This is a genomic window from Pseudomonas sp. PsB (assembly GCF_043658375.1).
Taxonomy (GTDB): Bacteria; Pseudomonadota; Gammaproteobacteria; order Pseudomonadales; family Pseudomonadaceae; genus Aquipseudomonas; species Aquipseudomonas putida_Z.
Window position 1 is genome coordinate 310,487 of record NZ_JBIGLU010000002.1, and the last position, 22,158, is coordinate 332,644.

The 22,158-nt window shown below is 64.6% G+C and carries 8 protein-coding genes and 1 pseudogene; 5 read left to right on the plus strand and 4 right to left on the minus strand.

The genetic code is table 11. From position 1 onward, the window contains the following. Nucleotides 1–105: 105 nt before the first annotated feature. A complete protein-coding gene (locus tag ACGLHT_RS06235) occupies nucleotides 106–966 on the plus strand; it encodes a DUF6279 family lipoprotein (protein WP_137164612.1) in 861 nt (286 codons plus the stop codon). Nucleotides 967–1,095: 129 nt separating this feature from the next. On the opposite strand, the gene aceK is transcribed toward ACGLHT_RS06235, so the two are convergent. Beyond that, nucleotides 1,096–2,811 (minus strand): bifunctional isocitrate dehydrogenase kinase/phosphatase, encoded by a 1,716-nt coding sequence (gene aceK, locus ACGLHT_RS06240; protein WP_137164613.1) that lies wholly within the window; start codon nucleotides 2,809–2,811, stop codon nucleotides 1,096–1,098. A gap of 248 nt (nucleotides 2,812–3,059) precedes the next feature. On the opposite strand from aceK, the gene ACGLHT_RS06245 reads away from it, so the two are divergent. Beyond that, a complete protein-coding gene (locus ACGLHT_RS06245; protein WP_274120169.1) occupies nucleotides 3,060–3,935 on the plus strand; it encodes a DMT family transporter in 876 nt (291 codons plus the stop codon). A gap of 13 nt (nucleotides 3,936–3,948) precedes the next feature. Beyond that, nucleotides 3,949–4,407, plus strand: a complete 459-nt coding sequence (locus tag ACGLHT_RS06250) for a DUF4265 domain-containing protein (RefSeq protein ID WP_025340190.1) — start codon at nucleotides 3,949–3,951, stop codon at nucleotides 4,405–4,407. 3 nt (nucleotides 4,408–4,410) lie between these two features. Here the strand turns inward: ACGLHT_RS06250 and ACGLHT_RS06255 are convergent, their stop codons facing one another. Further along, nucleotides 4,411–5,292 (minus strand): DMT family transporter, encoded by an 882-nt coding sequence (locus tag ACGLHT_RS06255; RefSeq protein ID WP_041505660.1) that lies wholly within the window; start codon nucleotides 5,290–5,292, stop codon nucleotides 4,411–4,413. 116 nt (nucleotides 5,293–5,408) lie between these two features. Further along, nucleotides 5,409–5,573: a hypothetical protein gene (locus ACGLHT_RS06260; protein ID WP_170978868.1), complete on the minus strand. Its 165-nt coding sequence runs from the start codon at nucleotides 5,571–5,573 to the stop codon at nucleotides 5,409–5,411. 309 nt (nucleotides 5,574–5,882) lie between these two features. On the opposite strand from ACGLHT_RS06260, the gene ACGLHT_RS06265 reads away from it, so the two are divergent. Both ACGLHT_RS06265 and ACGLHT_RS06270 read left to right on the plus strand, forming a co-directional pair. Beyond that, nucleotides 5,883–6,743: a formylglycine-generating enzyme family protein gene (locus ACGLHT_RS06265; protein WP_137164614.1), complete on the plus strand. Its 861-nt coding sequence runs from the start codon at nucleotides 5,883–5,885 to the stop codon at nucleotides 6,741–6,743. 126 nt (nucleotides 6,744–6,869) lie between these two features. Next, the gene (locus ACGLHT_RS06270) at nucleotides 6,870–9,332 is read left to right on the plus strand and encodes a TonB-dependent siderophore receptor (RefSeq protein ID WP_274120168.1); all 2,463 of its coding nucleotides are present in this window, start codon (nucleotides 6,870–6,872) and stop codon (nucleotides 9,330–9,332) included. Nucleotides 9,333–9,488: 156 nt separating this feature from the next. Here the strand turns inward: ACGLHT_RS06270 and ACGLHT_RS06275 are convergent. Continuing rightward, nucleotides 9,489–22,158, minus strand: a pseudogene (locus tag ACGLHT_RS06275) (amino acid adenylation domain-containing protein); the annotation flags it as partial.

Genomic DNA, 22,158 nt, shown 5'->3' on the forward strand with positions numbered 1-22,158 from the left:
CTATTCTACACCTGAAGCCAGCGCGCCGCCCGACCGCTGATGCAGTGGAACCGTCAGCGTCCCTCTTGCGTCTACCGTCTGGCCAGCACCCGCAAGGAACAGCCCATGCCGCTACGCCTGTCCAAAGCCCTGCTCGTCGCCATCGGCTGCGCCCTGGCCCTGGCTGCCTGCAGCCGTATCGACCTGGCCTACCGCAACCTCGACCGCCTGGTGCCGTGGTCGCTGGGCGACTACCTGGCCATGAACAGCGAGCAGAAGGCCATGCTTGACGACCGCCTGCGGGAGCACTTGGCCTGGCATTGCAAGACCCAGCTGCCTGGTTACCTCGACTGGCTGGACCGGGTACGCGGCATGGTCGCCGACGACCAGGTGACCGACCAGGCCCTGCAGCAGCGTACCCGCGAAGCCCGCGAGGCGATTGGCCGGGTAGCCGAGGAAATCACCCCTTCGGCCACCGAGTTGCTGCGCGGCATGAGCGATAGCCAGGTGGCGGAGATGCGCGAGGCGTTCCGCGAGGACATCAGCGAACGGCAGAAGAAGTATGTGGATACGCCGTTGGACAAGCAGATCGCCCGCCGTTCCGAACGCATGGAGAAACGCCTGACGCCGTGGTTTGGCGAGCTGACCGCGGTACAGAAGCAGCGCGTGCAGGCCTGGTCCCAGGCGCTGGGCGACCAGAACCGCGAATGGATCGCCAACCGCGCGCACTGGCAGCAACAATTGCTGCTGGCGATGAACCAGCGCAACGACGCCAGCTTCGAGCCGCGCCTGGCGACGTTGTTGCAGCGCAAGGAGAGTTTGTGGACGCCGGAGTACCGGGCGGCGTATCAGAATACCGAGCAGCAGGCGCGCAGCTTGCTGGTGGACCTGGTGCACCAGAGTACCCCGCAGCAGCGGCGGTTCCTGCAGGAGCGGTTGGGCAAGGTGCGTACCGATTTCAGTGAATTGAAGTGTTTGAAGGGGTAATTGGGAAAAGCAGGCCCGGCCTCCTCGCGGGTAAACCCGCTCCCACAGGGACCTCACTGGTTTCGAATCCTGTGCCGTACCTGTGGGAGCGGGTTTACCCGCGAAGGGGCCAGGCCTGCCAAAGCACAGTCACCGCCCCTTGCGCCGATACGGAAACACATCGATCACCTTCCCTTCACGAATCGCCGCTTGCAGCCCCTTCCAGTAATCCGCGTCGTACAACTCCCCATGCAGCCGGCTGAACAAGCGCCGCTGGCCGATATCGGCAAACAGGAACGGCGGAAACTCCTCGGGGAACACGTCATGCGGCCCGATCGAGTACCACGGCTCGCCCGACATCTCGTCCTCCGGGTAACGCGGCGGCGGGATATGGCGGAAGTTCACCTCGGTCAGAAAGCTGATCTCGTCATAGTCATAGAACACCACCCGGCCATGGCGGGTAACGCCAAAGTTCTTCAGCAGCATGTCGCCAGGGAAGATATTCGCCGCCGCCAGCTGCTTGATGGCCAGGCCGTAATCCTCCAGGGCCTCCAGCACCTGGCCCTCGCTGGCGTGTTCCAGGTACAGGTTCAGCGGCGTCATGCGCCGCTCGGTCCAGCAGTGGCGGATCAGCACCGTGTCACCCTCCAGCGCCACGGTCGAAGGCGCCACCTCCAGCAGTTCGGCCAGGCATTCCGGCTCGAACTTGCTACGCGGGAAGCGAAAATCGGCGAACTCCTGGGTATCGGCCATGCGCCCGACGCGGTCGACGCTTTTCACCAGCCGGTACTTGTCGATCACCGTGGCACGGTCGACCGTCTTCGACGGTGAAAAGCGGTCCTTGATGATCTTGAACACGGTGTTGAAGCCCGGCAGGGTGAACACGCTCATGACCATGCCGCGTACCCCGGGCGCCATGACGAAGCGGTCGTCGCTGCTGGCCAGGTGGTTGATCAGCGCCCGGTAGAACTCCGACTTGCCGTGCTTGTAGAAACCGATGGAGGTGTACAGCTCGGCCACGTGCTTGCCCGGCAAGATGCGCTTGAGGAAGTTGACGAACTCCGCCGGCACCGGCACATCGACCATGAAGTAGGAGCGGGTGAAGGAAAAGATGATCGACACCTCGGCCTCGTCGGTGATCAGCGCATCGGCCTCGATACCGTGCCCTTCGCGGTGCAACAGCGGGATTACCAGCGGCCACTGCTCGTCGCTGTTGAACAGCCGGCCGACCAGGTAGGCGCCCTTGTTGCGGTAAAGCACCGGCACAAACAGCTCCAACGCCAGTTTCGGATCCTTGCATACCCAGTCCGGCAGGCACTCGCGCAGTTGATCCTCCAGGCGCGCCAGGTCACCTTCCAGGTCGCCGTACGGCACTTCGAACGGGTAATCGCTGAACACCGCCCGCAGCAGGCTCTTGAGCCCAGCATCAGGCCGATAGGTACGGGTTTGCGCGGCGCGCTCACGGCTGCGCATGGACGGTCGGGTGGTGTGGATGAACATGCAGCCGTCGCTGATCAGGTCGTGGCTGAACAGGCTGCAGAACAGCGAGTTGTACCAGGTCTCGGACAGCTCGTCGTCCAGCCTTGGGTCGATCAGGTGGATATAGGCGTTCTTCACCAGAGGCCATTGTTCCACATCCAGCAGCACGTCCTCGGCAAAGCCCTGGCGCAGCCAGCCGTTGACCTCGGCAACCTTCTCTTCATAGAGATTGATGCGGGCGGCGGAGGCACGCTGGATATCCTGCCAGCGCGCCTGCTCGAAGCGCTTGCGGGCACCGAGGGTGATGCGCTGGAAATGGTCGCGGTAGTTGTCGAAGCCGGCGAGGATCATCCGGGCGATTTCGACAGCGGGCCAGGGCTGGGGCATGCGAGGACCTCGGTGCAAGGGTGAGATACAGAGCTTAGTCTGCCTGTCCGGAATACGGCGCCTGTGCCGGCCTCTTCGCGGGTAAACCCGCTCCCACAGGTTCTATGCAATGCTCGGCCCTGTGGTAATCCTGTGGGAGCGGGTTTACCCGCGAAGAGGCCGGCACAGCTTTACACCGCAAGAAAGCACAAGAATCCCCAGCCCCCCTGGCGTACACTCGCGCCCCAGCCCTGCCTCCGGAGACCGTTGTGAGCCCCATCGCCCTAGCCCGCCTGCTGACCCTTGCCGCCGTCTGGGGGGCGAGCTTCCTGTTCATGCGCATCATCGCCCCCGAATTGGGCACGGTGCCGACGGCGTTCTTCCGTGTGTCCATCGCCTGCCTGGGCCTGGTTGCACTGCTCGCTGCCGCCCGCGTGCGCTGGGACTTCCAGGGCAAGCTCGGCGCCTGCCTGGTGCTGGGCATGATCAACTCCGGCATCCCCGCCACGTTCTACTCCGTGGCCGCCCAGGTGCTGCCTGCCGGCTACTCGGCAATCTTCAACGCCACCACGCCGCTGATGGGTGTGCTGATCGGCGTGCTGTTCTTCCGCGAACCGATGACCCTGGCCAAGCTCTGCGGCATCTTCCTGGGCCTGTTCGGCGTCGGCATCCTCAGCGGCGCCGGCCCGGTGGCCCTGGACCTGGCCCTGCTGCAAGGCGCCCTCGCCTGCCTGGCGGCCACCACCTGCTACGGCTTTGCCGGCTTCCTCGCCCGCCGCTGGGTCAGCGGCCTGGACAGCCGCCTGTCGGCACTGGGCAGCATGCTCGGCGCCACCCTGATGCTGAGCCCGCTGTTCGCCTGGAGCGCGCTGAGCCAGCCACCTGCCAGCTGGGGCGGCTGGCAGGTGTGGCTGTCGCTGCTGGGCCTGGGCCTGCTGTGCACAGCGTTCGCCTACATCCTGTACTTCCGCCTGCTGGAGGAGATCGGCCCGGTCAAGGCCAGCACCGTGACCTTCCTGATCCCGGTATTCGGCGTATTGTGGGGGGCGTGGCTGCTGGACGAACCGTTGTCGATGGCGCACCTGTACGGCGGCCTGCTGATTGGCCTGGCATTGTGGCTGGTGCTGCGCCCGGCAAGCAGCTGAAACGGGGTACAGGATGAACGACGCGTACAAGAAGGTCCTGTTCCGCCTGGAGCAGGACGAAAACGGCTACCCGCCCGCCTCGGTCGAGGGCCTGTGGGCCAAGGCCGTGGAAGGCGGCTATGCCGTCGACAACATTCCCTTCCATGTCTACGGCATCGCCCCGGGCGACGTGATCGGCACCCGTGAGGAAGCCGGCGAAACCTGGTTCGCCGAACTGCGCCACAGCAGCGGCAGCTCGGTGTTCCGGGTTATCGTCAAGCCCCCGGAAACCCTGGACCAGGTACGCGCGGCCTTGCACGACTTCGGCTGCAACTGCGAAACCGAGCAGGCGGTGAAGATGCTGGCGGTCGAGGTCCCGCCGCAGCGCTCGCTCGACACCTTGCTCTACTACCTGCTCACCCAGCGCGAAGCCGGCCTGCTGGACTTCGAGGAAGGCGTACTGCGCCACGCCATCCCCGAAGAATTCCGCTAGGGCCTACGCCTCGGCCAGGCGCGCGGCGGGCTTGCGGAACACGAACAGCAAGCCCACCACGATCAGCCCCATGCCCAGCAGGCTGAGCGGCGCCAGGCGGTTGCCGAAGATCAGCAGGTCCATCACCGCGGTCACTGCCGGCACCAGATAGAACAGGCTGGTGACATTGACCAGGTTACCCTTGGCGATCAGCCGGTACAGCAGCAAGGTCGCCAGCAGCGAGACCACCAGCCCCATCCACAGCAGCGCGCCGACGAAACCGCCAGTCCATTCCACATGCAGCGGCTGCAGCGGCGCGAACAACGCGCACATGGCAAAGCCGGCCAGGTACTGCAGCGGCAGCGTGCCCATGGGGTTGTCGGTGATGCGCTTCTGCAGGATCGAGCCGAAGGTCATGCTGGCCAGCGCCAGCAAGGCGAACAGCATTCCCGCCAGTGACACCCCGCCCAGGTTGATGCCCTGGTAGACCACCATGATCAACCCGCCAAGCCCCAACCCCAGGCCGAACAAGCGGCTCCAGGAGCGCTGGCGCTCCATCAGCACCACGGTCAGGATCGGTTGTACCCCCATCACCGTGGCCATGATGCCGGGGGTGACATGGGTATCGAGCGCCAGCAGGTAGAAGATCTGGTAGGCGCCGAGCAGCACACAGCCAGTGCCCAGGGCCCGCAGGATGGCCCCGCGACTGCGCGGCCAGCGCAGCCCCAGCAATGGGCCGATCAGCAGCAGGCCGGCCAGGGCCAGCGCCGAACGCAACAGCAGGAAGGCAAACGGGCTGGCATGCGCCAGGCCGAGCTTGGAGACGATCGCCCCGCTGCTCCACAGCAGGACGAACAGGCTGGTAGTGGCCGCCGAGGCCACGGATGCTTTGCTAAAGACAGACATGTATTGCCACCTGATTCAAGGCGAATAAGCCAGACGGACGGCGTGCGCTTCAGCGTGGGAAGTCGCCGACCGTGTTCAGTAGGTTGCGTGTGCGAAGGGATGCGGCCAGAAGCCGATCAGCCCAGCACGACCACGCAAGGAGGCGGAGCTACGCCGCCTACGACGCCACTGACAGGTGGTGGTGGATAGTGACTGATCATCGCCGGCTGCTGGCAGCCACGCACGACCATGCCCGCGACTGGCGCGATGGCAAAGCTTGTGGTGGCTGGGCTGGCTGGCATGAACAGGTCTTCGGGAAGAGAACAATGGGCTGGACTATAGCCCGGTGCCCCATGCCTTGCAACCACTGCCTACGGTACTCGCGGGAACAGCTTTTGTGGGAGCGGCCTTGTGTCGCGAAAGGGCCGCAGAGCGGCCCCAGCAATATCTGCGGCGAAGCTGAGAGTGTGGGGCCGCTGCGCGCCCCTTTCGCGACACAAGGCCGCTCCCACAATAAGACCGCGCTACCTTGGATGTTGGTTAATTTCTCACCACCCCGATTCGTCTGAATGCGAAACGCAGCCCGCATTCACCCGTTTCGAGGACCACCGATGAACGTATCCGCCTGGCTCTACCGGCCAGCCCAGATCACCTGCCTGCTGCTGGTCAGCGCCTACGCCCACGCCGCCAAGCCCGGCGATGTGTTCAAAGACTGCAAGGACTGCCCCGAGATGGTCGTGCTGCCCGCCGGCAGCTACGTGATGGGGGCCCCTGACGACGAAGTCGGCCGCCAGCCCGACGAGGGCCCGCTGCACACCGTGACCTTCGCCAAGCCCTTCGCCATGAGCCGCTACCAGGTCACCGCCGGCGAACTGGACGCCTACATCAAGGCCACCGGCACCGTCATCAAGAGCGGCGACGACCGCCCCGGCCGCTGGTGCGAAGCCAGCAAGCCCAGCTACAAGCAAGGCCCCCGCCAGCCGGCGGTGTGCGTCGACTACGACGAAGTGCAGGCCTACACCCGCTGGCTGGCGAAAACCACCGGCAAACCGTACCGCATGGTCAGCGAAGCCGAACGCGAATATGCCGCCCGTGGCGGCTCCAGCGGCCCGTTCCCCTTCCCCTTCGACGAACCGGGCAAGTACGAGATCAGCAAGCACGCCAACACCTATGGCCCCAAGGACGGGCATACCTTCACCGCCCCGGTGGGCAGCTACCCGCCCAATGCCTTCGGCATGTACGACATGCACGGCAACGTCTACGAATGGGTCGCCGACTGCTACCACGACAGCTACGAAGGCGCCCCCATCGACGGCAGCGCCTGGATCCAGGACCCCAAGTGCATCCGCGCGCACATGCGCGGCAACGACTGGGGCGAACCGCCGATCTTCTCACGCTCGGCCAACCGCAACGACCGCCTCAAGACCACCCGCGGTGACTTCCTCGGCTTTCGCGTAGCACGCGAACTGTGAAGTTGTGACGCGGTTAACGCAGCACCGGCCAAAAAAATCGCCAATAAGAATCGTTCCGGTTTTTCACAGGTGCTGCGTCCTATAGCTGACATAGAAAAAAACCCTCTGCCAACGAGACCGCAATAGATGTCCAAGTCCCTCCCCGGCCCGCTCAACCCGCTTGCCAAAGCATTACTGATCCGTCATTCCCTTCGTCCCCAGCGCGCGCTCACACGCATCGGCCTGGGCCTGGCGATATCCGCTGCGATGGTTGCCCAGGTGCAGGCGCAGGAGTGGACGCTGGATATTCCTGCGCAGTCGATGAATTCGGCGTTGCAGGCACTGGCCAGGCAGACCGATACCCAGTTGCTGTACAGCCCGGAGGACATCAGTGGGCTGCGCTCCACGGCCCTCAAGGGCCGGCATGACCTGCAGTCTTCGTTGCGGACATTGCTGCAAGGCACCGGGCTGCGTTACCAGATCGATGGCAACACCGTGACGGTGACGGCCAGTTCGGGCGCACAGGCCGGCCAGGTCGAGCTTTCGGCGACCAACGTCAATAGCGTGGGCCTTGGTGCCACTACCGAAGGCACGGGCTCCTACACCACCGGTGTGACCAACACCGCGACCAAGATGAACCTGTCGATCCGTGAAACGCCCCAGTCGATCAGTGTGATCACCCGCCAGCGCATGGACGACCAGCAGCTCAACAGCGTGACCCAGGTGCTCAACCAGACACCCGGCATCACCATGTCCCAGGACGGTGGCCTGCGCTACAACATCTATTCCCGCGGCAGTGCCATCAACACCTACCAGCTTGACGGCGTGACCACCACCCAGGAAAACCAGACCCGCAACATGCCCAGCACGTTGCTGGACATGACCCTTTACGACCGCGTCGAAATCGTCCGCGGCGCCACCGGTCTGATGACCGGCGCGGGTGAACCCGGCGGTGTGGTCAACCTCATTCGCAAACGCCCGACCCGCGAATTCCAGTCGCATATCCAGGGCACTGTCGGCTCCTGGGACTCCTACCGCAGCGAAGTCGATGTTTCCGGCCCCTTGACCGAGGGTGGCAACCTGCGCGGGCGCATGGTGGCGGCCAAGCAGAAAAGCGGCAGCTTTCGCGACTGGTACAAGGAAGACAAGGACATCCTCTACGGCGTTCTCGAAGCGGACCTGAACGACGACACCCTGGTACGTTTCGGCGTCGACTACCAGAAGTTCAAAGCCACCGGTTCACCGGGTGTACCGTTGTTGTTCACCAACGGCAAGCAGACCAACTTCTCCCGCTCGACCAGTTCCGGCGCCCGCTGGATGTACGACGAGCTGGAAACCACCAACTATTTCATGGCCGCCGAGCATTCCTTCGCCAATGACTGGCAAATCAAGCTGGCCGCGAACTACATGGATTCCAATCGCGATAACTACAACGGCTCTTATCAGACCTCTTCGGGCCGAGCGTGGATCAATGAAGAAACCGGCGCTGCGCGAATGCTGCGTTACAACGCTGAAGCCGACCAGACCCAGCGCGGCCTGGACCTGACACTGCAAGGGCCTTTTTCCCTATTCGGGCGCACTCACGAGTTCATCACCGGCTTCAACTACCAGGATTACAAGAACGATCACACCGGTTATGACGTCGGCACCACAACCGTCAACTTCTATGACTGGGACAACTACCTGCCTCGGCCAACCGAGACTGGCGCACTTGGGGAAATTCTCAACATCAAGAGCAGCCAGCGCGGCACCTACGCGGCATTCAAATTCAACCTGATGGATGACCTGAACGTAATCGTAGGCGCGCGCACCTCCGACTATGACTACGACTATTACTACTGGCCTACCTCATTCGGCTCGCCGGACGTCAAGATGCACGAGCGGGGTGAAGTAACACCGTACGCGGGCATCATCTATGACCTGACCCCCGAGCAATCGGTGTATGCCAGCTATACCGATATCTTCAAGCCACAATCCAACCTCGATCGTAACGGTTCGGTCATTGGCCCTGTCATAGGCAGCAACTACGAAGTGGGCTGGAAAGGGGCGTTCTACGACGGGCGTCTGAACGCCAGTACGGCACTGTTCCTGGTCAAGCGTGACAACCTGGCGGTGGAGGACAGCGGAGAGATCGTGCAAGGCACGCTCGACCAACAAGCCTACAAGGGCGCAAAGGGTACCGAGACCAAGGGTATCGACCTTGAGTTGTCGGGTGAGGTCTTGCCTGGTTGGCAAGTCATGACCAGTTACAGCCATGCCCGCACGGAAGACGCCGATGGCGTGCTCCAGCTGACGCAATATTCCATGGACACCTTCCGCTTCTGGAACACCTATCGCTTCCAGGGTGACTGGAACAGGCTGACCGTGGGTGGCGGGGTGTCCTGGAACTCCAGCATGTCGCTCTACTACAACAGCCTCAAAGCCCGAGCCACCCAGGATGACTACACCGTTGCCAGCCTGATGGCGCGCTATCAGGTCACAGACCATCTGGCCGCCACTCTGAACCTGAACAACATCTTCGACGAGAAGTATTACTCGGGTATCGGCGGCAGTGTTGGCCATTACGGTGACCCGCGCAATGCCACCATGAGCCTGCGCTACGACTTCTAGGCCGACAGCCACCTGTACCGTTGTAATCGAAGCGGCGTCATCCACACAGGATGACGCCGCTTTTTTCGTCTCGGTGGCGACACTGCCGACATGAAAAAACCTGTGGGGCCCACGTTGAACGCGGGCCCCACAGGTCATTCAGCCGGCCTTGCCGGGTCACCCCATGACCGGCTCCGCCACCAGCCTGGCCGCAAGCCCCTCGATCACGTCCGGATGCTTGAGGATGTCATAGTGACCCGCTGCAACCGCGTGGTTCTCACCGCTTCCGTGAACCGCGAAGCGTTGGCCATGGTCACCTGCCCACCAGCACAAGGCAGCGGCGCGGGTTGCCGGCAATGCCGGCAACCGTTCCGACAACGCCTTGAGCCGCATCGCCACGGCAAAGGTGTGGGCCAGTTCGGCGCTTTCGACACTGGCGAAGGCCGACGCTACCTGCAGCCCCGAGCGTGCCTCTTCGATCAGCCGCTCAAGCAGCGGCACACCACTGCCCGCCGCAACGGCAGGCAGCACCAGCTGTTCCTTGGCCAGCCCCAGCAGCACACTCAGGAAGCTGCCAAGGTCGGCACTCCAGTCCGCTGCCGGCGTCGCCGGCGCACCGGTGGGGATGAAACTGTCGACCAGGCCAAGCAACGATACTTGCTGGCCCTGGGCTTCCAGCTCCTGGGCCACCAGCACCGCCAGCGTGCCACCCAGCGACCAGCCGGCAAGCTGGTATGGCCCTTCGGGCTGCTTCTGGCGAATGTACTGGGCATAGTCGATCGCCATGGCCTGCAACGAATCATCCTGCCAGTTGCGATCGAGCAGCATGCGGCATTGCACGCCGTAGACGCTGCAATGCCCTTCCAGCCGGCGCGCCAGCGGCTCGTAGTCGAACACCGTGCCAAAGCCGGCATGCAGGCAGAACAGCGGCCTGGCCCCGGCTACCCGGCTGTTGAGCAGCAACAGCGGGTCAAGGGCGACGTCGCCATCGGTATAGCCGGAAAGCTCGCCAATGGTGGGCCTGGCCATGACATCGCGCAGTTTCAGCTCGATCGACAGGTCGGGCCGTGCTCGTACCTTCGACAGCATCTTCAGCACGCGCAGCGAATCGCCCCCCAATTCGAAGAAGTTGTCATCGACACCAACTTCATCCACCTCCAGCACTTCCTGCCAGATGGCCGCCAGCGCCTTTTCCGTGTCATCGCGCGGAGCCACCCGCACCGGGCGCCCGGCCAACTCCGGGGCCGGCAGCGCCTTGCGATCGATCTTGCCATTGGGCGTGAGTGGAAACGCCGGCAGCAATACCCACTGGGTCGGCACCATGTAGTCCGGCAGGTCGGCACGCAAGGCGTCACGCAATGGCGTAGCGGAAGTCACCCCATTGCCGGTGACCAGATACGCCACCAGTTGCTTGCCGGTAGCGCCCTCCCGGGCCACCACCACAGCATCCCGCACATCCGCCAGATTACGCAGCCGTGCTTCGACTTCCCCGGGTTCGATGCGGAAACCGCGAACCTTCAACTGGTTGTCCAGGCGGCCGATGAAATCGATCACGCCATCCGCCCGACGGCGCACCCGGTCACCGGTGCGGTACAGCCGCCCGCCCTGGGCAAACGGGTCGGCGACAAAGCGCTCGGCGGTCAGGGACGGGCGCTGGTGATACCCGCGCGCCACACCCTCGCCACCAATGTAGAGTTCCCCGGCCACGCCATCGGGCACCGGGTTCAGGCCCTGGTCCAGCACATGCAGCGTGCGCTGGCCAACCCGCTCACCGATCGGCGCATACACCGCCTGGCATGACTGCTGCGCCGATACTTTCCACAACAGGGGGGTCACGACCGTTTCGGTAGGCCCGTAGCCATTGGTCAGGAACTGCGGGCGCAAGGTCCGCTTGACCAGTTCGAACAGTGCATCGGGCACTGCGTCACCGCCAAAGCAATAGATGCGCACCGGCGGTGCGGCCTCCTGGCGGGTTTGCGCGAACTCGGCCAGTTGCTGCAGATACGCCGGCGGGAAGCAGGCAATGTCGATGCGCTCGGCATGCAGTACCTGCCAGGTTTGCTCGGCAGTCCACAGCTGGCTACCGCGCACCACCAGGCAGCCGCCTGACGACAAGGTCGACAGCCAACGCTCCTGGGCACCGTCGAAAGCGAACGACATGAACAACAGCTCGCGAGTGCTTTCATCCATCTGGTAAAGGCGGGCGATTGCCTGGCAGTGCATGCCGATCTGCCCGTGGCTGACCGCCACGCCCTTGGGCTTGCCGGTAGAGCCAGAGGTATAGATCAGGTACGCCAGGTTGGTGTCGTGCACCATCACCTGAGGGGCATCGGACGGCAAGCTGGCGATAGCCAGAAGGTCCAGCTCCACGCAGTGCTCCACCCCGGCAAAACGCTGGCGCAAGCCGCTGCTGGTCACCAGAAGGTGCATGGCCGAATCCTCGACAATCCACTGCAAGCGGTCCTGCGGGTAGTCGATATCCAGCGGCACATAGGCGGCGCCGGTTTTCATCACCGCCAGGAATGCCACGATCACCTCCACCGAGCGTTCCAGGGCGATGCCCACCGTAACCTCCGGGCGCGCTCCCAAGGCAATCAGGTGGTGTGCCAGGCGGTTGGCACGCTCATCCAGTTGGGCGTAGCTCAACTGTCGCTCGCCACAGGCCACCGCAATTGCCTCTGGCCGCGCCTGGGCATGCCGGGCAATCAGCTCGGCCAGCCTTGGCATGGCCTGCTCGCATGGCTGCAAGCCGTTGCGAGCCTGGGCCTGCTGCGCTTGCGCCGGGGTCAGCATGTCCAGGCTGCCCACGGTGGCGTGAGGGTTGTCGAGCATGCCCTCGAGCAGCCGTTCGAAACTGCCACGAATGCTGTCGGTGGCTTGCTCCGTGAAGCGGTTGCGCAAGTAGAGGAACTCGACCGAGAGCGTCTCGCCCAGATGCACCGCCAGGTCCATGGCGTAGTTGGTCACGTCGCGGTTGCTCACCTCACCGAACTGCAGCGAGCCACCACCACCCTCCTGCAGGCGTTCGTCCACCGGGTAGTTCTCGAACACCACGATGCTGTCGAACAACGCTTGCCCGGCCTGCCCTGCCCAGCGTTGCACATCGGCCAAGGCTGCATGTTCGTGGTCGCGCAGTTCCAGGTTGCAGGCCTGCAGTTGCTGCAGCCAGTCGACAATCCGCTGCTGCGGTTGGGGCGTCTGCACCACCGGCAAGGTGTTGATGAACAACCCCAGCATTTCGTCGGCACCGGGCAAGCCGGCTGGCCGGCCCGCCACGGTGGCGCCGAAGCACACCGTGGCTTGCCCGGTATAGCGCTGCAGCAGCAGCAGCCAGGTCGCTTGGATCAAGGTGTTTGGGGTGATGCGCAAGCGCTGGGCCTGCTCGCGCAGTTGCCGGGTACGCGAGGCATCCCAACGCAGGTACAGCGCGGCGTGCCCCTGCAAGTCTGCCGCCGGGCGAGCCGCTAGGCTGTCCGCCAGCCAGGTGGGGCTTTCCAGCTCTTGCAGCTTGCCTCGCCAGAACTGCTCCAGCGCCGCCTTGGGCTGCCCGGCAAGCCAGCGGATGTAATCGCCAAACCGCCCTGCCGGCGCTCGCGCAGGGTGGCCATGGTAAGTCTGCAACACCTCGCCAAGCAGCCGCGAGGTACTCCAGCCGTCCATCAGTATGTGATGACGGGTCCACAGCAGGTGCAAACGTTCGTCGTCCAGCCGCACCAGGGTCAGGCGCATCAACGGTGCGACACTCAGGTCCAGGCCTTGTGCGGCATCGGCCTCGGCCAGCGCCTGCAGCATCTGCGCACTTACCGAGCGGTCGCGCCAGTCATGCACGACCACCGGCAATTCGACCTTGCGGTAGACAAGCTGCAAAGGTTCGGCCAAGTGGGGCGCCGACCAGAAGGCACTGCGCAGGATATCGTGACAGTCGATCACCTGCTGCCAGGCTGCCACGAACCGTTCGATTTCCAGGCCTTTGACTTCCACCGAAGTCTGGTTGATGTAAAGCGCGCCTTCAGGCCCCTGCAGCGAATGGAACAGCATGCCCTGCTGCATCGGCGACAGCGGGTAGATATCGGCCACCTGCCGTGCAACTGCCGGCAGCTCATCCAGCTGCTGTTGGCGCAGCGCGGCCAGTGGGAAGTCCGAAGGCGTTACACCACGGTTGCCAGGCTCGCAGCAATGAGCGATCAGCGCGCCAAGCTCTGCGGCATAGTCATCTGCCAACTTTTGCATGACAGCGGTGTCGTAGCGCTGCGCACTGAAGGTCCAGCCAAGTTTCAGCTCGCCGCCGTATACCTGGCCGTTCAGGGCGATCTGGCTATCGAGTGGCGCATCGGCTGGTTTGGCCGCACCGCCGTATTCCCGCGCGGGTGCGAACAAGCCCGACTGCTCGTCGAAACTGCCGTCGAACTGCCCGAGGTAGTTGAACACGATCTCGCCCTGAGGCAACGCAGCCAGGGCCTCACGCGCACCAGCCGGCCCCATGTACTTCAGCGCGCCATAGCCCAGGCCTTTGTTCGGCACGGCCCGCAGTTGCTCCTTGACCGCCTTGATCGATTCGGCGATCCCGCCCAGCGGGCTCAACTTCACTGGGTACATGCTGGTGAACCAGCCCACCGTGCGGCTCAGGTCAATGTCATCGAACAGGTCTTCCCGGCCATGGCCTTCCAGCCTGACCAGCACCTCCGGCCGCTCGGTCCAGCGGGCGATCACCCGAGCCAGGGCTGTCAGCAGCAGGTCATTGATCTGCGTGCGATAGGCCGCAGGGGCATCGTGCAACAACTGCCGGGTGGCTTCGCGGCCCAGCCGCGTGCTGACCGACGCAGCGTGCTGCTGCTGGTTGCCGCCCAGCGCATTGGCGCACGGCAGGTGGTCGCTGGTGCCCTGCAACTGCGCTTGCCAGTAGGCAAGTTCCGCTTGCAGCGCCTCGCTCTGGGCATAGGCCTGCAGGTGCTGCGCCCAGGTCTTGTAGGCGCTGGTCTTGGCTGGCAATTGCACCGGCTGTCGGTTGCCCAGGGCCTGGTAGGCCTGTTGCAGGTCCTCCAGCAACAGGCGCCACGACACGCCATCTACCGCCAGGTGATGAATGACCAGCAGCAGACGCTGGCTGCCATCGGGCAGGCTGGCCAGCAGCGCACGGACCAGCAAGCCTTGCTGCAGGTTCAGGCTGCGTTGGGCCTGGTCAGCGAGTGCGGACAACGCCTCCTCGTCCGCGCACGCATGCTCCCAGAGTATCCGCGCCTGCTGCTGTGGCTTGTACTCGGCTTGCCAGGCCCCCGCCTGCTGCTCGAAGCCCAGGCGCAGTGCATCATGATGGGCGACCAGTGCCAGCAACGCGTCGTGCAGGCGGTCCGCTTGCAGGGGTTCGCTGGGTGTCAGCAGAATCGACTGGTTCCAATGCCCACGCTCACCAATGTCGGCCTCGAAGAACCATTGCTGAATCGGTGTCAGCGGTGTGCTGCCCGTGATCGGCCCTTGCTCGCCAATACCTTCGAGAACACGCCGCGCCACCGTGGCCAGGCCTTGTACGGTCTGATGCTGGAACAGTTGCTTGGGGGTGAACTGCACGCCGGCCTGGCGGGCCTTGCCCACGACTTGCAGGGAAACGATGGAGTCGCCACCCAGTTCGAAGAAGTTGTCGCCAAGGCCTACCCGCTCCAGTTTCAGCACATCGGCCCAGATCGCCGCGATCTGTTGTTCCAGTTCACTCTGCGGGGCCACGTATGCCGCTTGCAGCAGGCTGGCGTCCGGTTGCGGCAATGCACGGCGGTCCAGCTTGCCGTTGGCGGTCAACGGCAGTTTGGCCAGGAACAGCAGGTGGGCCGGCACCATGTAGTCCGGCAGGCTCGCCTTCAGCGCAGTGCGCAGTGCCTCGCGCTCGGCAGCCTGGGCCTCGGTGCTGGCCATCACGGCCGCATCGGCAGGCACCACATAACCCACCAGCTGCTTGCCGCCCGGGCCGTCCTGGGCCAGTACCACGCCCTGGGTCACGTTGGCTTGCGCCTGCAACCGCGCCTCGATCTCGCCCAGTTCGATGCGAAAACCTCGAATCTTCACCTGATGGTCGATCCGCCCCAGGTACTCCACCGCCCCCGCGCCGCCGTAGCGGGCCAGGTCGCCCGAGCGGTACAGGCGACCACCCTGGCTGTCGAACGGGTTCGGCACGAAGCGTTCGGCGGTCAGCCCCGGGCGCCCGTGATACCCCCGCGCCAGGCCGGCCTGGCCGATCACCAGTTCGCCGTGGCTGCCCGGGGCCACCGGGTTCAGCGCCGCATCCAGCAGGTACCACGACAGGTCCGGGATCACCTCGCCGATCGGGCTGCTCGCGCCCTTGGCCAGGTCGGCCTGGGTGATCGGCCGGTAGGTCACATGCACCGTGGTTTCGGTGATGCCGTACATGTTGATCAGCCGTGGCTGCTGGTCGCCGAACACCTCGAACCAGGGTTCGAGGCTGCTCACGTCCAGCGCTTCGCCGCCGAACACCACATGCCGCAGGGCCAGGCCCTGCCCCTGCCGCGCTGCCGCGCAGGCCACCGGGATCAACTGGCGGAACGCCGACGGCGTCTGGTTCAGCACCGTCACCTGCTCGCGCTGCAGCAGCGCATGGAAGTCCTCGGTGGAACGCGCCACATCCTTGGCCACCATCACCGCCCGGCCGCCATACAACAGCGCGCCGAACAGCTCCCATACCGAGAAGTCGAAGGCGTAAGAGTGGAACACCGTCCACACGTCACTGGCGTCGAAACGGAACCAGCCCTGGGTCGCCGCGAACAGCCGGACCACGTTCTGGTGCGGCAGCAGCGTGCCCTTGGGCTTGCCGGTGGAGCCGGAGGTGTAGATCACGTAGGCCAGGTTCTGCGGAGCTACTTCGATATTCGGGTTAGCGTCGCTGTAGCCGACCAGAGCTTGTTCATCCAGCTCCAGGCACTCGATGGCGGCGGGAATTGGCAGCACCTCACGCAGGTGTGCCTGGGTCAGCAATAAAGTGATGCCGCTATCAGCAAACATGTAGGCCAGACGGTCTTCCGGGTACTCCGGGTCCAGCGGCACATAGGCACCACCGGCCTTGAGAATGCCCAGCAGGCCGACCACCATGTCCAGGCTACGCTCCATGGCGATGCCTACCAGCACATCAGGGCCAACGCCGAGCTCGATCAGCTTGTGCGCCAGCTGGTTGGCCCGGCGGTTCAGTTCGCCATAGCTCAGGGTCTGCTCGCCGAAGGTAACTGCCGGGGCCTCGGGGGCGGTGGCCACCTGGGCTTCGATCAGCTCATGAATGGTTCGCTCATCCGGGAAGGCGGCGGTGTTGCGGTTCCAGTCACGCAGCACCGCCTGCTGCTCGTCCTCGCCCAGCAACGGCAGCTCACTGATGCGCTGGCCCGGTTGGCGCACGATGGCTTCGAGCAGGTTGAGCCAATGCCGCGCCATGCGCTCGATGGTGCTGGTGTCGAACAGGTCGGTGGCGTACGTCAACGAAGCCCCGATGCCCTTTTCATGCTCGGAGGTGTCCAAAGCCAGGTCGAACTTGGCGGTGTGGTTGTCCCAGGCCAACTCCTCCATCTCCAGCCCCGCTATACGTCGGGGCTCGCCCTTGGCCTGGGTCTGATGGTTGTACAACACCTGGAACAGCGGATTGTGGCTCAGGTTGCGCTCCGGTTGCAGCGCATCGACAAGTTGTTCGAACGGCAGGTCCTGATGGGCCTGGGCGCCCAGGGCACGTTGCCTGACCTGTTGCAGCAGCTCGCTGAACGTCAGTTGCACATCGAACTCGGCACGCAGCACCTGGGTGTTGACGAAGAAGCCGATCAGGCGCTCGGTCTCGACCCGGTTACGGTTGGCAATCGGTACCCCAACGCGGATATCAGCCTGGCCCGAGTAGCGATGCAGCAGGGTCTGGAAGCTGGCCAGCAGCAGCATGAATGGCGTCACGCCCTGCTGCTGGGCAACCCGTCTCAGGTTGGTGGCCAGCTCATCGCCCAGCACGATCGGCAACCGTGCCCCTCTGTGGCTCGGCATGGCCGGGCGCGGATGGTCCAGCGGCAGCTCCAGCACCGGTTGCGCATCGCCCAACTGTTCGGTCCAGTAGGCCAGTTGCCGCGCCTGCTCGCCGGCCTCCATCCAGCTACGCTGCCAAATGGCATAGTCGGCATACTGGATCGGCAGGGCCGGCAGTTGCGTTACCTTGCCCTGGCTGAAACCTTGATAGAACTGCACCAGTTCATTGACCATCACCGGCATCGACCAGCCGTCGGCGACGATATGGTGCAGGGTCAGCACCAGCACGTGCTGGTCCGCCGCCAGGCGCAGCAGCCGGGCCCGCAGCAGCGGCCCCTGCTCCAGGTCGAAGGGTTGCCCTGCTTCGGTCTCGACCCAGGCCCGCACAGCGTCCTCGTCGGCGTTTGCCTGCTCTTCGATGACCAGCTCGAACGGCACTTGAGCATGAATGACCTGCACCGCCTGCTCACCGTCGCGACGGAACGTGGTACGCAGGGTTTCATGTCGCTCGATCAAGGCCGCGAAGGCCAGTTGCAGCGCTGTGGTATCCAGATTCCCCTTGAACTTCAAGGCAGCCGGGATGTTGTAGGTGGCACTGGCAGGCTCCCATTGCCACAGGAACCACTGCCGTTGCTGGGCGTATGAAAGCGCCGGCAACGGATGCTCGCCGCGCACCTCGGGGATCGGCAACTGGGCCAGGCTCATGCCCTTCGCCGCCAGTTTCTCGAGGAAGAGTTTGCGCTGTGGCAGCGGCAGGCCGATGAAGCGCTGCACCAGGGCCATGTTTCTGTTATCCGTTTGCATTTCAGACTGCCTCAAGCTCGCTCATGAAGTCCTGGAGTTCATCCAGGTCTGCATCGCTATGGGTATTCAAGCCATTGATCATTGCTGCGTAGTCCTGCAGCGTTTGCGCCTGGAACAACAACGCCAGGGGCAGGCTCGTGCCAATCTCGACCTGTAGCCGCGCCATGACCTGGGTAGCCAGCAAGGAGTGCCCACCCAGTTCGAAGAAGTTGTCACCCAGGCCTACCCGCTCCAGCTTCAGCACATCAGCCCAGATCGCCGCGATCCGTTGCTCCAGTTCGCTTTGCGGCGCGAGGTACTCGCGCTGCAACTGGCTGGCGTCCGGTTGCGGCAATGCACGGCGGTCCAGCTTGCCGTTGGCGGTCAATGGCAGCCTGGCCAGGAACAGCAGGTGGGCCGGCACCATGTAGTCCGGCAGGCTCGCCTTCAGCGCAGTGCGCAACGCCTCGCGCTCGGCAGCCTGGCCCTCGGTGCTGGCCATCACGGCCGCATCGGCAGGCACCACATAACCCACCAGCTGCTTGCCGCCCGGGCCGTCCTGGGCCAGTACCACGCCCTGGACCACGCTGGCCTGCGCCTGCAGCCGCGCCTCGATCTCGCCCAGTTCAATGCGAAAACCTCGAATCTTCACCTGATGGTCGATCCGCCCCAGGTACTCCACCACTCCCGCGCCGCCGTAGCGGGCCAGGTCGCCCGAGCGGTACAGGCGGCCACCCTGGCTGTCGAACGGGTTCGGCACGAAGCGCTCGGCGGTCAGCCCCGGGCGCCCGTGATACCCCCGCGCCAGGCCCGCCTGGCCGATCACCAGCTCGCCGTGGCTGCCTGGGGCCACCGGGTTCAGCGCGGCATCCAGCAGGTACCACGACAGGTCCGGGATCACCTCGCCGATCGGGCTGCTCGCGCCCTTGGCCAGGTCGGCCTGGGTGATCGGCCGGTAGGTCACATGCACCGTGGTTTCGGTGATGCCGTACATGTTGATCAGCCGTGGCTGCTGGTCGCCGAACACCTCGAACCAGGGTTCGAGGCTGCTCACGTCCAGCGCTTCGCCGCCGAACACCACATGTCGCAAGGCCAGGCCCTGCCCCTGGCGCGCTGCCGCGCAGGCCACCGGGATCAACTGGCGGAACGCCGACGGCGTCTGGTTCAGCACCGTCACCTGCTCGCGCTGCAGCAGCGCATGGAAATCCTCGGTGGAGCGTGCCACGTCCTTGGCCACCATCACCGCCCGGCCGCCATACAACAGCGCGCCGAACAGCTCCCATACCGAGAAGTCGAAGGCGTAAGAGTGGAACACCGTCCACACGTCACTGGCATCGAAACGGAACCAGTCCTGGGTCGCCGCAAACAACCGGACCACGTTCTGGTGCGGCAGCAGCGTGCCCTTGGGCTTGCCGGTGGAGCCGGAGGTGTAGATCACGTAGGCCAGGTTCTGCGGGGCTACGTCGATATTCGGGTTGGCATCGCTGTAGCCGGTCAGGTCTTCGACATCCAGATCCAGGCTGTGCAGGCCAACCGGGATCGGCAGGGCTTCACGCAGGTGCGACTGGGTCAGCAGCAAGGCAATGCCACTGTCGGCGAACATGTAGCTGAGGCGGTCTTCCGGGTACTCCGGATCCAGCGGCACATAGGCACCACCGGCCTTGAGAATGCCCAGCAGGCCGACCACCATGTCCAGGCTGCGCTCCATGGCGATGCCTACCAGCACGTCAGGGCCGACACCGCGCTCGATCAGCTGGTGCGCCAGCTGGTTGGCCCGGCGGTTCAGTTCGCCATAGCTCAGGGTCTGCTCGCCGAAGGTAACTGCCGGGGCCTCGGGGGCGGTGGCCACCTGGGCTTCGATCAGCTCATGAATGGTTCGCTCATCCGGGAAGGCGGCGGTGTTGCGGTTCCAGTCACGCAGCACCGCCCGCTGCTCGTCCTCGCCCAGCAACGGCAGCTCACTGATGCGTTGCTCGGGCTGGCGCACGATGGCTTCGAGCAGGTTGAGCCAGTGCCGCGCCATACGCTCGATGGTGCTGGCGTCGAAAAGGTCGGTGGCATAGGTCAGCGAAGCCCCGATGCCCTTTTCGTGCTCGAATGTATCCAGGGACAGGTCGAACTTGGCCGTATTCGTGCTCCACTCCAAGCCGGACATTTCCAGGCCCGGCAAGCGGTGCTGGCTGCCCTTGAGCTCGGTCTGGTGGTTGTACAGCACCTGGAACAACGGGTTGTGCCCAAGGTTGCGCTCAGGCTGCAAGGCTTCGACCAGTTGCTCGAATGGCAGGTCCTGGTGGGCCTGCGCGCCCAACGTGCGCTGGCGCACCTGTTGCAGCAGCTCGCCGAACGTCAGCTGCACATCGAACTCGGCACGCAGCACCTGGGTGTTGACGAAGAAGCCGATCAGGCGCTCGGTCTCGACCCGGTTGCGGTTGGCCGTGGGCACACCAACACGGATGTCGGCCTGGCCCGAGTAGCGATGCAGCAAGGTCTGGAAGCTGGCCAGCAACAGCATGAACGGCGTCACGCCCTGCTGCTGGGCAACGCGCTTGAGGTTGGCCGCCAGCTCATTGCCCAACTCAATCGGCCAACGCGCGCCTTGGTGGCTCGGTACAGCCGGGCGCGGATGGTCCAACGGCAGCTCCAGCACCGTTTGCTCATCACCCAAATGCCCGGTCCAGTAGGCCAGCTGCCGCGCCTGCTCGCCGGCCTCCATCCAGTTGCGCTGCCACACGGCAAAGTCCGCGTACTGGATCGGCAAGGCCGGCAACTGCGGCACCTGGCCCTGGCTGTAGCCGGCATACAGTTGCACCAGCTCGTCGACCAGCAACGGCATCGACCAGCCGTCGGCGACGATATGGTGCAGGGTCAGCACCAATACATGCTGGTCCGCCGCCAGGCGCAGCAGCCCGGCCCGTAGCAGCGGCCCCTGCTCCAGGTCGAACGGTTTCCCCGCTTCGGTCTCGACCCAGGCCCGCACAGCGGCCTCGTCAGCGTACGCCTGCTCCTCGACGACCAGCTCGAACGGCATCGGGCCATGAATGACCTGCACCGCCTGCTCGTCATCAAGGCGGAAGGTGGTGCGCAAAGTTTCGTGACGCTCGATCAAGGCGCCGAAGGCCTGTTGCAGGGCGGCGATATCCAGCGCCCCGGCCAGCTTCAGTGCGGCCGGAATGTTGTAGGTGGCACTGTGCGGTGCCCATTGCCACAGAAACCACTGCCGTTGCTGGGCATAGGAAAGCGCCAGCGGCTGCTCCCGGGAAACTCGCCCAATGACGCTGGAGCAAGCCTGCTCACCTTGCGCTGCAAGCCTGGCGAAGTCGGCCAGGCTCGACGTTTCGAACAGCGCGCGCAACTGCAGCTCCACGCCCAGGCTCTGACGTACCCGGGAGATCACCTGGACGGCGAGCAAGGAATGCCCACCCAGTTCGAAGAAGTTGTCGCCCAGGCCTACCCGCTCCAGTTTCAGCACATCGGCCCAGATCGCCGCGATCTGTTGTTCCAGTTCACTCTGCGGGGCCACATATTCCGCTTGCAGCAGGCTGGCGTCCGGTTGCGGCAATGCACGGCGGTCCAGCTTGCCGTTGGCGGTCAACGGCAGTTTGGCCAGGAACAGCAGGTGGGCCGGCACCATGTAGTCCGGCAGGCTCGCCTTCAACGCAGTGCGCAGCGCCTCGCGCTCGGTAGCCTGGGCCTCGGTGCTGGCCATCACGGCCGCATCGGCAGGCACCACATAACCCACCAACTGCTTGCCGCCCGGGCCGTCCTGGGCCAGTACCACGCCCTGGGCCACGCTGGCCTGCGCCTGCAGCCGCGCCTCGATCTCGCCCAGTTCGATGCGAAAACCTCGAATCTTCACTTGATGGTCGATCCGCCCCAGGTACTCCACCACCCCCGCGCCGCCGTAGCGGGCCAGGTCGCCCGAGCGGTACAGGCGGCCACCCTGGCTGTCGAACGGGTTCGGCACGAAGCGCTCGGCGGTCAGCCCCGGGCGCCCTTGATACCCCCGCGCCAGGCCGGCCTGGCCGATCACCAGTTCGCCGTGGCTGCCCGGGGCCACCGGGTTCAGCGCCGC

Excerpts from the sequence above, each read along its gene's own strand:
- ACGLHT_RS06255 (WP_041505660.1), bottom strand. The coding sequence starts at position 5,292 with ATGTCTGTCTTTAGCAAAGCATCCGTGGCCTCGGCGGCCACTACCAGC.
- ACGLHT_RS06235 (WP_137164612.1), top strand. The coding sequence starts at position 106 with ATGCCGCTACGCCTGTCCAAAGCCCTGCTCGTCGCCATCGGCTGCGCC.
- ACGLHT_RS06250 (WP_025340190.1), top strand. The coding sequence starts at position 3,949 with ATGAACGACGCGTACAAGAAGGTCCTGTTCCGCCTGGAGCAGGACGAA.
- ACGLHT_RS06270 (WP_274120168.1), top strand. The coding sequence starts at position 6,870 with ATGTCCAAGTCCCTCCCCGGCCCGCTCAACCCGCTTGCCAAAGCATTA.
- ACGLHT_RS06265 (WP_137164614.1), top strand. The coding sequence starts at position 5,883 with ATGAACGTATCCGCCTGGCTCTACCGGCCAGCCCAGATCACCTGCCTG.
- aceK (WP_137164613.1), bottom strand. The coding sequence starts at position 2,811 with ATGCCCCAGCCCTGGCCCGCTGTCGAAATCGCCCGGATGATCCTCGCC.
- ACGLHT_RS06260 (WP_170978868.1), bottom strand. The coding sequence starts at position 5,573 with ATGCCAGCCAGCCCAGCCACCACAAGCTTTGCCATCGCGCCAGTCGCG.